This is a genomic window from Enterococcus sp. 3G1_DIV0629, assembly GCF_002141285.1.
GTDB classification, from domain to species: domain Bacteria; phylum Bacillota; class Bacilli; order Lactobacillales; family Enterococcaceae; genus Enterococcus_B; species Enterococcus_B lactis.
Genome location: NZ_NGLI01000001.1, coordinates 459,501 through 474,595, shown reverse-complemented (window position 1 = coordinate 474,595; position 15,095 = coordinate 459,501). Strand labels below are relative to the sequence as shown.

The 15,095-nt window shown below is 38.8% G+C and carries 14 protein-coding genes; all 14 read right to left on the bottom strand.

The annotated features are described in order from the left end of the window. Nucleotides 1-3: 3 nt before the first annotated feature. Nucleotides 4-444, bottom strand: a complete 441-nt coding sequence (locus A5816_RS02360) for a CopY/TcrY family copper transport repressor (protein ID WP_002291784.1) — start codon at nt 442-444, stop codon at nt 4-6. A 73-nt stretch (nt 445-517) separates the two neighbouring features. Beyond that, nucleotides 518-1,057, bottom strand: coding sequence for a topology modulation protein (locus A5816_RS02355; RefSeq protein ID WP_086310591.1), 540 nt, complete (start codon nt 1,055-1,057; stop codon nt 518-520). A gap of 109 nt (nt 1,058-1,166) precedes the next feature. Then, on the bottom strand, nt 1,167-2,633 hold the full coding sequence (locus A5816_RS02350) for an APC family permease (protein ID WP_002291780.1): 1,467 nt from the start codon (nt 2,631-2,633) through the stop codon (nt 1,167-1,169). A gap of 310 nt (nt 2,634-2,943) precedes the next feature. After that, nucleotides 2,944-5,025 carry a heavy metal translocating P-type ATPase gene (locus A5816_RS02345; RefSeq protein WP_086310590.1) on the bottom strand — a complete coding sequence of 694 codons (2,082 nt, stop codon included), beginning with the start codon at nt 5,023-5,025 and terminating at the stop codon, nt 2,944-2,946. Between the two features lie 142 nt (nt 5,026-5,167). Continuing rightward, nucleotides 5,168-5,950: a cyclase family protein gene (locus A5816_RS02340; RefSeq protein ID WP_086310589.1), complete on the bottom strand. Its 783-nt coding sequence runs from the start codon at nt 5,948-5,950 to the stop codon at nt 5,168-5,170. A 342-nt stretch (nt 5,951-6,292) separates the two neighbouring features. Next, the gene (locus A5816_RS02335) at nt 6,293-6,652 is read right to left on the bottom strand and encodes a YccF domain-containing protein (protein WP_010732208.1); all 360 of its coding nucleotides are present in this window, start codon (nt 6,650-6,652) and stop codon (nt 6,293-6,295) included. A 29-nt stretch (nt 6,653-6,681) separates the two neighbouring features. Further along, complete coding sequence (locus tag A5816_RS02330; protein WP_086310588.1) at nt 6,682-7,023, bottom strand: hypothetical protein; 342 nt, start codon at nt 7,021-7,023, stop codon at nt 6,682-6,684. After that, nucleotides 7,020-7,694 carry an SGNH/GDSL hydrolase family protein gene (locus A5816_RS02325; protein WP_086310587.1) on the bottom strand — a complete coding sequence of 225 codons (675 nt, stop codon included), beginning with the start codon at nt 7,692-7,694 and terminating at the stop codon, nt 7,020-7,022. The genes A5816_RS02330 and A5816_RS02325 overlap by 4 nt, the downstream gene beginning before the upstream one ends. Nucleotides 7,695-7,862: 168 nt before the next feature. Beyond that, entirely contained in the window at nt 7,863-8,249 is a 387-nt protein-coding gene (locus A5816_RS02320) for an iron-sulfur cluster biosynthesis family protein (protein WP_038398575.1), read from the bottom strand. A 403-nt stretch (nt 8,250-8,652) separates the two neighbouring features. Beyond that, nucleotides 8,653-9,951 carry an asparagine--tRNA ligase gene (asnS, locus tag A5816_RS02310; protein WP_002308688.1) on the bottom strand — a complete coding sequence of 433 codons (1,299 nt, stop codon included), beginning with the start codon at nt 9,949-9,951 and terminating at the stop codon, nt 8,653-8,655. Nucleotides 9,952-9,990: 39 nt separating this feature from the next. Continuing rightward, nucleotides 9,991-11,181 carry a pyridoxal phosphate-dependent aminotransferase gene (locus A5816_RS02305; RefSeq protein WP_086310586.1) on the bottom strand — a complete coding sequence of 397 codons (1,191 nt, stop codon included), beginning with the start codon at nt 11,179-11,181 and terminating at the stop codon, nt 9,991-9,993. Nucleotides 11,182-11,201: 20 nt separating this feature from the next. Next, nucleotides 11,202-11,729: a DUF5590 domain-containing protein gene (locus A5816_RS02300; protein ID WP_038398574.1), complete on the bottom strand. Its 528-nt coding sequence runs from the start codon at nt 11,727-11,729 to the stop codon at nt 11,202-11,204. Between the two features lie 46 nt (nt 11,730-11,775). Beyond that, nucleotides 11,776-14,565, bottom strand: a complete 2,790-nt coding sequence (locus tag A5816_RS02295) for a helicase C-terminal domain-containing protein (protein WP_086310585.1) — start codon at nt 14,563-14,565, stop codon at nt 11,776-11,778. A 146-nt stretch (nt 14,566-14,711) separates the two neighbouring features. Beyond that, complete coding sequence (locus A5816_RS02290; RefSeq protein WP_002288762.1) at nt 14,712-14,912, bottom strand: cold-shock protein; 201 nt, start codon at nt 14,910-14,912, stop codon at nt 14,712-14,714. Between the last annotated feature and the right edge of the window lie 183 nt (nt 14,913-15,095).

Here is a 15,095-nt window from a genome sequence, read left to right as displayed (position 1 = left end):
CTCCTATTGATGTTGTTTACATTCACATTGGCCTGGGATACAGTTGCATTCGATTGTTTCGACTGGTTGCTTTTGTTCTAATTGTTTCAAGATTTCATTGATATCTTCTTGAGTCAAAGTAGCTTCTTCTACTAGATCTGCAATCGTCTCTCCAATCCTTTTTGCACAGATATGGGAAAAAAGATTTTCCGTCGCACTACGAACTGTTTCCATCTCTGAGACAGCTGGATGATAAATGAATTTTTTTCCTTCTTGTTCTGTCCAGATCACTTCTTTTTTTACCAAACGTCCCAGCAAAGTTTTGATCGTTGCTGGTTTCCAATCCATCGAATCAGCTAAGATCTGCGTGATTTCTTGGGCAGTCGTCTGTCCAAGTGTCCAAATAACCCGCATGATCTCCCATTCTGAATCGCTGATTTTTACCGGCGTTTTGACTTTCTCCATTTATTTCACACCTTTCGTTTACAAATGTAATCAATAACTTATGAATACAGATTACACTTGTAAACAAAAACTGTCAATTATTTTTGCTCTCTATTTTCAATTTAGTTAAAAATTCTTGTTTTCCCCCTCTTGTTTTAAGGATGATCAGTTTGTTTCGTGCATGGTTTTCTTGGATCAGCTGTTGTATTTTCGGCTCATTGTTTTCTTCAAAATGCCAGATAAAAGATAAAAATTCTACGTATTCCTTATTTAGTTTCTCTGTAAATGCTTCAGGTATATCTGGCCGTGATTTTTTGTTTATCTTTCTTTTTAGAGAACGCCAAACTACTCGGTAGATGGCGACATAACGCGGCACTTTAAGCCAAATGATTTTATCTGCTTCTTTGATTCTCTCTTCTAACGTAGAAGTATAATTTCCCTCAACGATCCATGACGGATTAGATACCATAAACGATTGCTGTTCTTGCAAAAACCACTTTTTTGCCTGAATACTGTAATCTGTTGTATGCCATAAAAGGTCTAGCGGCAGTAGCGGAAAGCCCGTGATTTCTTTGATCTTCCTTGCGAGGGTCGATTTACCCGACCCACTTTGTCCAATCACGATGATCTTCATTTTCCTCCCTCACTTCTCTTTGGAATTTGGTTCGATCATACCACTTATAACGACACAAAAAAACAAGAGTTGGCTCTACACGCCAACTCTTGCAAGAAGTAATTTTATTTTAAGGCTGAACCACAGTTTCTGGCTCAGTGATTTCTTTATTTTTGTCTCGACGAGCGATGGCCGGCAAGATCATGCCTAATAAGATCAAAACGATTGGCGTGATGATATTCGTGAATAGCTGGAACCACCATGCTTTAGGATCCGCAGTATAATCTACTTTTGGCACCATTCCTAAGATACAGGCGAACGCAGTGAAGGCAAAGCACCAAGCACCGAAGATAAACCCGATTTTTGGATTTTTGACAAATTTATATTCAGAATTGAATTTCTTATAAGCTTTATTCAACATCATATACGCCAAGAATACCCATAGGTAACGCATTGGCATAACAACTGAGTTCAAGTTCGTCAACCATTTAACTAATTCATTCATATCTTTGATACCGAAGATTGGCAGCAAAATAATGATTCCTACTAGTATACCTGTCAAAAGATAGCCGTTTACTAATGTACCTTTATGACTACGTTTACGTAGCCAGTTTGGTACGAATTCTGGATCTGCATCTGCTAACAAGATTTTTAACGGTGCATCGATTGAAAAGGCTAATGCGGAGATTTGTCCGATCATATTTGTCAATGCGTAAATAATCATCAATGAGTTACCGATACCATAGTAATTACCTAAAATTTGAAAAGCACTGTATGCCCCATTTGCCATCAAGTCTTTAGGAATATTATCGCTAGCAAACAGCATGCCCATTGCGACTGAACCTAATACAGCACAAATCCCTACCATTGCTGCTAAGAAAATCATCCCTTTAGGAAATTCTTTTGCAGGGTTTCTTGTAGAGTTGACATAAGGGGATATTTTTTCCGCTCCTCCAACTGCAAATACTAACATAGAGACGGTTGTGAAATAACTGAAGTCAAAGGTTGGAATATAAGTTTTCACTTGATTCATATGCGGTGTGGCAAATTCCATCGTTGGGTTGATGAACGGTGCCGTTACTGCTAAAAGAATAAATAAGATCGACATAACGAACATCGCTGTTCCGGCTAATCCGCCGATTACTTTCAACGTAGAAAGTCCTTTTGTTGATAAATATAAAAAGGCAAGAAATATAATAAGTGAAATAACTGCTACCATTTGGACTGACATCGTATTTACGATATTTCCATTTCCTTGGACCGCCCAACCCCCTGCAATCAGGATGGCTTGAGGTTTTTGTGCCAAATAAGGAATATGCACGACCCAGTAAGTCCAAGCAGCATAATATGCCAGCCGTTTATTGGATGTCGTATTTTCGACCCATGAACTGACGCCTCCTTTACTATCCTTGAAGGCTGATCCTAATTGTCCAACGATCAATGCGTATGGAATGAAATAAATGGCTAGAATCAATAGCCAAGAGGTGACAACTGATACTCCTTGCTGGGCATAGTTATTAACTACATTCCCCATGCCCCAAACCATGTTGAATGCAATTAACGCAACAGTGAACCAGCGTAATTGTTTATTGTTCATTCGTTCTCTCCTTTATAATAAAAATTTGTTAACCAAATGTAATCATATTCAATTTTTAACAAACTTACAAGACAGCGTTATTTTATGTGTGTATTCTTTTATTTAATACACATCATTTTTTCATATTTTTTCCATCAAAAAAAGGAGTTGTTTTCTTTCATTTCATTGATTTTATTGTGTTTAAAGCAATTTTGAATTTTCTGTAAAATTAAAAACACCGGTTATTTTATAATCTTAGCTATTTTCTTTGTATTCTTTTATTAAGAAAAAGGAATAAAAAAAGAGGACGTTCATTCGTCCTCTCTACTGGTCAATATTTATTTTTTACATGTAAGCTTCGCATGGCATTCAAAACAGCTAGGACAGTTACCCCGACATCTGCAAATACTGCATCTCCCATTGTTGCAAAACCAAAAGCACCTAAGGCAAGTACCAGCATTTTTATCCCAATAGCAAAAACAATGTTCTGCTTGACGATCTTCAATGTTTTCTTTGCTAACCGGATCGCATCTGCAATCTTCGATGGTTGATCGTTCATGATGACTACATCTGCTGCTTCAATTGCAGCATCGCTTCCTAATCCACCCATTGCGATCCCTACATCTGCTCTTGCTAGCACCGGTGCATCGTTGATCCCATCTCCGACAAAAGCGGTCTTTTTATTGCTTCTTTGTAAGATTTCCTCTAACCGCTGTACTTTATCTTCTGGGAGTAGTTCACTGTATATCTTGTCCACACCAACTTGCTTCCCGATATGATCAGCGATTTTTTTCGAGTCACCTGTCAACATGACTGTGTGCTTGACACCAGCCTGTTTTAGTTGAACCAATGCGTCTACGGCATCTTCTTTCAAGGTATCCGCAATGACAAGATAACCACTATAACTTTGGTTGATTGCTATATAAAGCAATGTACCGATTTCTTGACTTGAAGGAAAAGAGATCTCAAACCTTTCCATCAATTTGTGATTACCTACTAATATTTGTTTGCTGTCAACTTCAGCTAAGATCCCTTCACCTGCAAATTCTTGGATATTTGTTGCCGGTAAAAGCGGACCTTCGTAGCCTTCTAAAACGGATTGAGCAATCGGATGTGTAGAAAACTGTTCTGCACTTGCAACATATTGCATAAATTTCTTTGAATCAATTCCTGTTGGATCGATCGTCTGGATCGAAAAGTCGCCTTTCGTTAATGTGCCAGTTTTATCGAATACCACTGTCTCAGTTTGTGCAAGCAATTCCAAATAATTTGAACCTTTTATTAATACACCAATTTTACTTGCTCCTCCGATCCCACCAAAGAAACTAAGGGGTACGGAAATCACTAATGCACATGGACATGAGATCACTAAAAACGTCAACGCACGGTAGATCCATTCAGAAAACGCCGCTCCAGAAACTATTGGAGGTAAAACAGCCAATAAGACGGCCAGCCCTACAACGACTGGTGTATAATATCGCGCGAATTTGGTAATGAAATTTTCAGCTGGTGCTTTTTTGCTGCTGGCATTTTCTACTAATTCTAATAATTTACTGATGGTAGAATTTTCATAGGATTTTTCTACTTGAACTAAAAATGGTTTATTTTTATTGATAAATCCACTTAATACTGTTTCACCAACATATACAGATTTAGGAACGGATTCACCTGTAAGTGCTGATGTATCGACTAATGAGTCTCCTTCGATGATCGTTCCATCTAACGGTACACGTTCACCAGGCTTAACAAGTACATACTGACCAATCCGCACGTCTTCAGGATTCACGGTCATCAGTCCTTCTGCTGTCTGTATGTGCGCTGTTTCTGGACGGATAGCCATCAATTCACGAATCGATTTTCTTGAATGATTGACTGCCAATCCTTGGAAATATTCGCCGATTTGATAAAATAGCATAACCGCTACGGCTTCTGGATATTCACCGATCAACATAGCACCAATCGTAGCAACAGACATGAGGAAATTTTCATCAAAGATCTGTCCTTTGACGATATTCATCACCGCTTTTTTCACTACATCATATCCTATCAGTAGATAAATCAATAAATACCCTATCAAACGAATTGGTTCATTAAAATCAAATAATAGCAAGACAGCGATACCTGCAAGTGAAAATAAAATCCGGATCAGCGTGTTTCTCTCTTTTTCATTTCCATGTTCAGATACTTTTTCCTTGTCTATTTCTGTTACCTTGACATCTGGTTCTAATTTTTTCACTACTTTTTTTGTTTCCTGTTCAACCGCAGCTAATTGATCTTCCTCTACGTCAATCGTTAGTTTTCCAGAAGTGAAATTTACCGTTGCTTCCTTAACTCCATCGATTTGTTGGACTCCTTTTTCGATTTTCATCGCACAGTTCGCACAGTCTAAACCTTCTAATCTGTAACTTTTCATTTTAATGACCTCCTCGCTTTAACATATGAATATCTCTTCATAACTAATTATAAATGAATGGTTATTCATGTGTCAAGGTATCCGAAAGAAAAAATGAAAAACATCTGTATCGGAAAATTTCTTCCAATACAGATGTTTTTGCTTATTCTTTCTTTTCCTCTTCGATCATTGCCACCGCTCTTATCCAACCCGCACTTGCCTTCTTGATTTTGACAGGATAGCAACTCAGTTTGAATCCTGTTGCTGGCAATTTGTCTAAATTCGTTAATTTTTCGATATGACAATATTTTTTTTCGATCCCTGCAAAATGTCCTTCCCAGATGATCGAAGGATCTCCAGTTTCATCAAATTCTTTTGCGATATAAGGTAATGGTCTGTCCCAAGACCAAGCATCTGTACCAACAACACGTATTCCTTGTTCCAGCAGCCATAATGTAGCTTCTCTGCCGACACCGCATCCGCTGATGAGGTATTTCGGTGTTCCCCAGTATTGATCTGCTCCAGTTCGAATCAATACGATATCTTTTTCTTTCAATTCATAGTCGATTCGAGACAAAGCTTCTTCAAAATCTTTCACAGTCAGTTTAGTTCCATCTGGCTTATCTGAAAAATCTAATACTACTCCATCTCCATAACACCAATCTAAAGGAATCTCATCAATTGTCCAAGCAGGTTTGCCCTTGTCCATCGTTGGATGGTAGTGATAAGGTGCATCTAAATGTGTCCCCGTATGTGTTGTCAGTTCGATTTTTTCGATTGCCCAAGCTAATCCATCTGGAAGATCTTTTGATTGAGCCGTTCCAAAAAAGCGAAGCATATCTGGCACGCTTTGTTCATGGTCCATATACATAATCTGTGGGATCATTTCCTTTGGATCACTTGCCAAATCGTTTTCAATTGTTATGCTTAAATCAATAAATCTCAAAATTCAACCTCTCCTCATGCTTTTTTATCTCTATTGTTATGAAACTTATGACACGATAATAACTGACCAGCCACTGCTTATTTTTTCTTTTTTTGAATACTAAATAAAAAAAATATAAAAGCCGTATCGCTGATTGATGCTCTATCATTCATTATGACTGATTTAAAGAAGTCTTTTAGAACTATTTTTTCAATAATAAAAAAATGAAGTTCTTTAAAACCGAATAGAAAAAATGAGTTTTCAAAATATAAAAAGAACCAGATAAAACACGTGATAGTTGTGTTTCATCCAGTCTTCTCGTTCATAAAACATGTTTAGGATACTCTTTTAGAATATCCCGACTTATATAATCTCTGCGCCAAATGGCATCAACGCCAATCGAGCAAGCTTGAAAGATTGCTTTGCAAATGGTATCCCTATAATCGTGATACATAGAAGGATGCCGCTGACGACATGTCCGAGAGCAATTGGGAGGCCTGAAACGATCAGCCAGATGATGTTGACAATCAATGACATGCCGGACTGGTGATAAATTACTTCTTTGCCAAACGGCGCAAAAGAAAGGGAGGCGATTTTAAAACACTGCATACCGATGGGGATACCAATGATCGTGATACACCAAAGTACCCCTGCTACTAACCAGCTAAGACCACCAATTAGTCCGCCAAATATAAACCAGATGACATTTCCTAAACAACTCATTGTATTTCTCCTTTTATTACTGTTTTTAATTAGAACTGGACAAAAAACGACTTGATTTTTCGTTTTTTAGCTTCCAGCATCAAGTATTCCGCAAATTTTTTTTGGATTTCTTCTGTTTTTTCTTTTGTTACTAATGTGTGTTGGATTAGTTTTCCTGCTGGTCGATGATCCACCCGTTCTTCTGATTGCTGTTCATCTGCTTGCGCAAAACCGATAATCCGGTTTTCTTTTGTTACAGCAACGATCAATAGTTTATTCCTATCATGTAGTTCAGCTGCCGTTTTTACTTTTACGAATGACTCTGGATGATCAGTAATCAGCTGATTGATTTGAGGGAGATCTTCTTTTACAGCCCTTCGTATTTCCATCATTTCTCCTTTTTCTTTCGTTCATTTTTATTTCCACTAAAAAAATCAACTGCGGAAATCGCATCTATCCAACTTTGTGCAATAATCTCATGTCCGCCAATCGTTGGATGCACGCCATCTTCTTTTGTATATTTCGAAAAACCATAAGCGATTCCTAAAGCATTGAATATTCCATCTAAAGGAATCAGCAATGTGCCATATTCTTTTGCGAGTTTACGAACGATTTGAATCTTAGGGTCTAAGTCTTTGCGCCACCCATAACGATCATTTGTCACAGGAAGTACAAAAGGTTCCATTAAGACGATATTGCAGATTCCAGCTGCTTGAAGCTTATTTAGTAACTCTCGATAAACGGATTCAAATTGCTGCACAGATTTCTCAGTGCCGAATATAGCTTGATCTCCAGTATTATGCCACGTATCATTGATTCCAATCAAAATCGATACATAATCAGGTTGCAGAGCTAAACAATCTTCTTGCCAGCGTGCTTGCAGATCTGCGATTTTGTCTCCTCCTATCCCACGGTTTATACATTCAAATTTCATCGTTGGATATTGAGAGATTAGTTTCCCGGCAATCAAAAGCGGATACCCTTTACCTAGATCCGTTGCTTCTGAACGGTCTCTTCCTGCGTCTGTAATGCTGTCACCAATAAATAACACACGTGTTTTCATTTGTCAAAAACTCCTTTTTGAATAAAACGACGATTTCCTTCCTTATATTATCCCATAAGCTCTACCAAGACGAAAGAGAAAATAGATGTATAAAAAAAGACACCCGCCTAGTTTCCTCAAACGATTGGATGAATACTCAGCAAGTGCCTACTTTTTTATGCTTTTTTCTTAACGTGCCGGATTTTTCTTGATTCCTTCGTTGTTTGATTCAGTGAAATCGATCAGACCTAAGTTTCCGTCAATCAGCCCACTGTCGCCCGTCAAACTCAAAATATGACGAGAAGCATCAAAACGTATATTCATATGCTCATCTAAGTCTGCCAACGAATATCCCTTTACTAATATCTCTCCTAGATTGCTTGGGATAGATTGGTCATAACTTTCTGTCGACATATCTGATCCGATGATTCCAAGGGTGAATTGAACTTGCATGTGGATCATTGCATGCTGAGAATACGGACCTACTCCATCTTCGAATGTTAATATTAGTTTGTTTCCAGGTGCTAGATGCTGCTTTATTTCAGCAGCAGAAGCATTATCAAATCGGATCTCCATTTGAATCGCCTTCTTTGTATATGTTTGATTGATTGCGATTTCATTATAGAACCTTGTGAATCAAATAGCAATTTCTTTTGCTTTCTTCTCTTGTCTGCTGGAAACTTCCTTTATCCCGTATTAAAAAAAAGAACTGCGAGAGTTCGCAGTTCTTTTTTAGAATAAACGGTGTTCAATCAGCTGACCCTCGATATTAGCTCAAAAAACGGTAAAATATGAGAAGCTATTTTTCCGTTTTGTTTCTCTAATACTCAGGTCAAGGCACTGATTTCACAACCTCTTCCTTAAACGGTGTTCAAAAGCCAGTTTCTCGGTATTAAGTCAAATTTATGCAAAAATGTGGAAAGCCATTTTCACAAAATTTTTCTTAATACTCGAAACTAAACAGCTTTTTCATCACTTCTTATGGATAAATTCGGTTCAACAAACGTGGGAATGGAATAGCTTCACGCACATGGTCGATACCAGCAATCCAAGTGACTGTTCGTTCAAGACCTAGACCAAAACCAGAGTGCGGAACAGAACCGTATTTACGTAAATCAAGGTACCATGAATATTCTTTTTCATCCAAACCGTGATCACGGATTTGTTCTAACAAGAAATCATAGTCCGTTGCCCGTTCGCTTCCGCCAATGATTTCACCGTAGCCTTCTGGTGCGATCATATCTGCACAGATCACCACGTCTTCTCTTGTTGGATGTGGTTTCATGTAGAATGGCTTGATGGCTTTTGGATAGTTTAGGATAAAGACAGGTTGTTCGAATGAATTCGCAATGAACGTTTCATGAGGTGAACCAAAATCTTCGCCCCATTCGATGTCATCAAATCCATTTTTCTTCAGTAATTCGATTGCATCATCGTAAGTAATACGAGGGAATGGCAATTTTGTATAAGTTTTTAAGACTTCTTTGTCTCGTCCTAGTACATCCAATGCGTATTCGCAATGATCTAAAACATTTTGTACTAAGAAGGCTACATATTGCTCCTGTACTTCTAAACTTTCTTCTTGGTGAGTGAAGGCCATTTCTGGTTCGATCATCCAGAATTCAATCAAGTGACGGCGTGTCTTTGATTTTTCAGCACGGAAAGTCGGACCGAATGAAAAGACTTTTCCGAAAGCCATAGCAGCAGCTTCCATATATAATTGACCACTTTGAGATAAATAGGCTTTTTGATCAAAGTAGTTTGTTTCGAATAGATCTGTTGTGCCTTCTGGTGCTGAACCAGTCAAGATTGGCGGATCGATTTTGACAAAATGATGTTGATTAAAGAATTCATACGTTGCACGAATGATTTCATTTCTGATTTGCATGATCGCATGTTGTCTTGAAGAACGTAGCCATAAATGACGATGATCCATCAAGAAATCTGTTCCGTGTTCTTTTGGTGTGATTGGATAATCGTGGCTCTCGCTTACTACTTCCACATTTGTAATCCCGATTTCATAACCGAATTTTGAACGGCTGTCTTCACGGATTTCTCCAGTTACTAGCACGGATGTTTCTTGGTGCAGATTTTTAGCTGTTTGGAAAACTTCTTCTGGCACTTCGCTTTTTACAACCACCCCTTGGAAAAAGGCTGTTCCATCTCTTAATTGTAAAAATGCGATTTTTCCGCTTGATCGTTTATTTGCGACCCAAGCGCCGATTGTTACTGTTTCTCCCACATGGTTTTTCGAATCGATGATTTGAATTTGTTCCACGTATGACTCTCCTTTTATATTCCTTGAATTTCTTCAGGATTAATTTTGACTTTTACTCTCAATAAATTGCTTGATTCTGCGTACCGCTTCTTCTAACGTAGCACGATCAGTCGCATAACTCATGCGGACATTTTCTGGTGCCCCAAAGCCTTCGCCAGTCACAAGTGCTACCCCTGTTTCTTCTAAAAGATCTTCTACCCATTGTGTGACATTTTCATACTTACACATGCGTAGCGTTTCTTTTACATTAGGAAAAAGATAGAAAGCTCCTTGCGGCTTTTCAAGAGAAACACCTGGCAGTTCTGCCACAAGCGGATATAACGTATTCAGGCGTTCTTCAAAGGCGTTCCGCATTTCTTCCACTGTATCTTGCTCACCTTTCAATGCTTCAACAGCTGCATATTGACTGACTGCTGTCGGATTGCTAGTTGACTGGGAAGCAATAGCGATCATTCCATTGATAATTTCAGGATTCCCAACCGCATAACCGATGCGCCAGCCTGTCATCGCATATGTCTTAGACACGCCATTGATGATGATGGTCTGATTTTTGATTGCTTCTGAAATCGTTGCAATTGGAGTAAACTCATTGCCATTATAAACTAAACGACCATAAATATCATCAGCAACTATCAAAATATCATTTTTTACTGCCCATTCACCAATTGCCTGCAGTTCATTCTTGCTATAAATCATTCCAGTCGGATTCGATGGCGAATTGATGATCACGGCTTTTGTTTTTCCTGAACGAGCTTGTTCTAACTGTTCAACAGTAACTTTCCAGTTATTAGATTCTTTCCCTTTCACAAAGACAGGAAGACCTTCTGCCAGTTTCACTTGCTCGCCGTAACTGACCCAATAAGGCACAGGAATGATGACTTCATCTTGCGGGTCCAGGATTGTTTGAAAAAGTGTATACAAAGCAAATTTCGCGCCATCTGTTACGACCGTTTGTGAAGATTCATAGACAAGTCCATCGTTTTTCTTCAGATAATCAACGATCGCCTGCCGAAGTTCTGGGATTCCTGCTGTTGGTGTATAATAGCTAGCTTTTCCGTTGCGGATTGCTTCGATTGCTGCTTCTTGGATGTTTTCTGGTGTCGCAAAATCCGGTTCTCCCACAGTCAAACTCAGCACATCTCTTCCTTTTGCTTTTAACGCCTTGGCTTTTGCCGCAGCTGCCAAAGTAACAGATGGTTCTAATCGTTTCGTTCTTTTTGATAACTCCATCCCATTCATTCCTTTACCTATTAAATTCCCTTGATTGTCTTGACTTCATCTCCTGATTCAAAACCAATCAGGTAATAATTCAATTTTCCATTTGTTTCTTTTCCTACTACTTCCCATACAGGCTGATCATCGTACATTCCTAAAGCTGCTTTTTCGATTTGGATTTCAGGATGAGCTGCAGCAATTGTTTGTTTCGCTTCGTTTTCAGTCAATCCCTTCGTTTGATCCAATACTTTTACTTTTTCACCAGATTTAGGAATGATAACGGCGATTTCTTTTCCTTTATCATTCGTACCCGTCAATGAAAAGTACGTTTTCTTTCGAGTAAACCAGTAAAAATGATCGGCTTCCTCGAGATTTGCATATTTCTTTGCGATTTCTACTGCTTCTTTTTTCGCCTGGACCGCCGGACGACTGGAACGCAAGTAAAAAATCGAGCTGATCACGATGACCGCTAATAAAAATACGATCAAGCCAAGCAACACGCGATTAACCGTTTTTTCCTTTGTCTGTTTTTTCTTCAAGGGTCGTCGCTCCTTTATCTTCATTCCTTTTCATTATAGCAGATTTTAATGATGAAAAAAGACGGCACCTTTAACTTCCTTCTTCATTTTTCTTTAAGAATTCATGGATATCCTGATAGATTTCATCCATAGCTAGCTCTTTTATCGGTACTTTTTTCGGTAATGCATGGATGATTCGTGCACCATATTTTGCAGTGACTAATCTCCGATCCAAAATAAGTAATACGCCACGATCTGTCTCCGTCCTTATCAAACGACCTAATGCTTGGCGTAACTTCAAAGCTGCTTTAGGCACGGATTCCTGATAAAAAGGATTGATTCCCTCTGATTCCAGATAAGCATTCCTAGCTTTGACCATCGGACGTAACGGGTTGTCGAAGGGTAAACGTGTGACTACAACGATCTGCAAAGCATCTCCAGGTAAATCTACGCCTTCCCAAAAGCTGTCAGCACCAAATAATACGCTTTTTTCTGACAAAATGAAGCGTTTCAAAAGTTTTTCCCGACTTCCTCCAAATCCTTGAGCAAGAATTTCACGTCCTTTTTCTAGCATAGACAAATGCATTTTCTGATATACCTTTTGCAAAACATCATGAGAAGTGAATAAAACAAGGATCGGCCGATCTTCTTGTTCAATCAATCCTGTGAGTGCTGCTTCTAAATAATCGATATATGCTTGATTGCTGACTTGATGGACTGCAGGTGCTTCTTTCGGCACATAGATTCTTGCCTGTTTCTCGTAATCATAAGGAGAAGCAATCACTTTAAGAGGTGCTGCTTCAATGCCAAGTCGTTTAGAGAGATACTGTCGATTAGGTCCGATCTTCAGCGTTCCTCCAATATAAAGAATATGGTCATATCGAGGATACCACACAGTTGACGGCAACATCGCCGCTTGAAAATCATGGAGATGAAAAATCATCTGCTGTGCTGTATTCCCGGGAACGAACCAATGGATCAAATGATCTCGCCAGTCTTCTATCCATTGGTCCATCAGCAAGTATTGCTTGTCTAATTGATCAAATAAGCTATATAAACTTGCTAAATCGATCCGCATCTGGTTGGTCCAACTTTCTTGGATAATCTCAAAAGTCAAGCGCATTTGTGATTGTAGTTGTTGGATTTCTTGATAGAAAAGTTGCAGATGATCCATTGCTGTCCCAGATTCCAGTGGCAGCTGATCCAACATTTCTTTTGTCATCATGACTTCTTCTGGATATTGTCCGTTAGGTTGTTTGCTGCTTACTAAGTTCATTAATCCCTCTGCCACGCAAATCTGCGCTTCGCATAGCGCAGAGAGTTCTTCTCGATAAATCGACAACCAGCGTAAGGCTTCATGTTCCTTCGGCAAATAACTTTGTATGCGGTCAAATAACTGATTCGGCTCTTCCAGCTGCTGGATTTGTTTATGGAAGTAGTTAATACTTAGTCGTTTATCATTTACTTTTTCAGCAATTTCCGGCAAATGATGCACTTCATCAATCAACAAATAAGGACTAGCTGGAAGCAATGGTTCTTTTCGCTGTGTTTCTTGTACTAAAAATGCATGGTTGACAATCAAAAAATTGCTTTGTTTGATTTTCTTTTGCAAGAAACGCACAAAATCTTGTTTGTAAAACGACTGATTCCTTGCTAAAAACCCGGTTCCTCTGTGCGCGACATCTGCAAAGAATGCATGGTTCAGATTAGTTAAATGTAATTCATCCAAATCACCGGTCTTCGTTTGTGTTAGCCAAACTAAGACAGCCATTTGGTACAAAGCATATTGTTTTTGTCCCGGCGGTTCCACAAGTGTACCTTTAAAACGCTGTAAATCAATATAGTGGCGATAGCTTTTGATAATCACAGGTTGTATCGGCTGCTGTAGCAATTGATTCAGTAATGGAATGTCTTTTTCCATGATCTGCTGCTGCAAAACAAGCGAAACGGTGCTGATGACAGCTGGTTTTTCAGGTGTAGCCAAATAACTCAAAGGCAACAGATAACCAATCGTTTTGCCCATTCCTGTAGCTGCTTCGATCATCAAATCTTTTGATTCATCCTTTGTGAAATGGTCGTAGACAGCATTCATCAGCCTGTTCTGTTCTTTTCGATACATCAGTGTTTTACCAAACATTTTTTCTTTTGCTTGTTTTTTTCTTGGATATGTCCGCTCGCCATAATGGACGGATGTGAATAATTCCACTTCTTTTTTCTGCAAAGCTAGCCCATCGACAATTTCTAATGAGAGATCAAGGGGCTCCGGGTTTTCTTTCATTTCTTCAAGCACGTGGTAAATGAAACGACTCGTATCCATTCCTGTATGGCTACTCAATCGTGCAATCTGCTCTAATGTGATGATCGGCAATTTCCTCATTCGTTCTTCGATCAGTAAAAGAAGCTGACCTGTCACTTCGGCATCACTATCCGCCTGATGAGGATTCTCATGAATAAAGCCAAGGCTTTCTGACAAATCAGCTAAGCGAAAACTTGGTTCCGTCGGCAAGAAAATTTGTGCAAGTTCTACGGTATCGATGCCCGGTATCTTCAAACTAGGAAGTCCGCATCGCATGAGTTCATGGTTCAAAAAATTATAATCAAAATAAATATTATGCGCGACAAATATGGTGTCTGCCAAAAGATTGTAAATCGTTTGGGCGACATCTTCAAAATAAGGCGCTTTTTGGACGCGTTGATTCGTGATCCCTGTTAAATGCTGGATTTGTTTTGAAATCTTCCGCCCTGGATGAATATCGATCGAAAAACGTGAAGTAATCCGACCAGCTTCAATCATGACGCAGCCAAATTGGATGATCCGATCTTCTTTTGGATTCGTCCCAGTCGTCTCGATATCAACGACTGCATAAGTTCTTGGTTTCAAAATATCTTCCTCTTCTCCTGCCTCTAATGTTCTTTTGAAATTATACTACAAAGTGCAGAAAAATACTCTCATCGCTTTTTAAGGAAAAAAAGACAAAAAAGCCCAGACACGTAAATGTCTGGACTTTTATTTTTAGTATGGGTGAATTAAGCTTTAGTAACGTTTGTTGCTTGAGGTCCGCGTTGACCTTCTTCAACGTCGAAAGTTACTGCTTGGCCTTCTTCTAAAGTTTTGAATCCGTCGCCTTGGATAGCTGAGAAATGAACGAATACATCGTTTCCGTTTTCTGCAGTGATGAATCCAAATCCTTTTTCTGAGTTAAACCATTTTACTGTACCTGTTTCCATAATAAAAATCCTCCTTGTGTTTCAACACATATTTTGCAATTACTTGAATGGTGTATATCTGGAAGATGTTTATTTGAAACAAGCTACCACAGATTACCGAACAAAAACTACTCCTATAGTATATCATACCGTTTACAAAAACGCTAGAGTTTTTCGATATTTTTTTATAAAAAAATGTTTTCT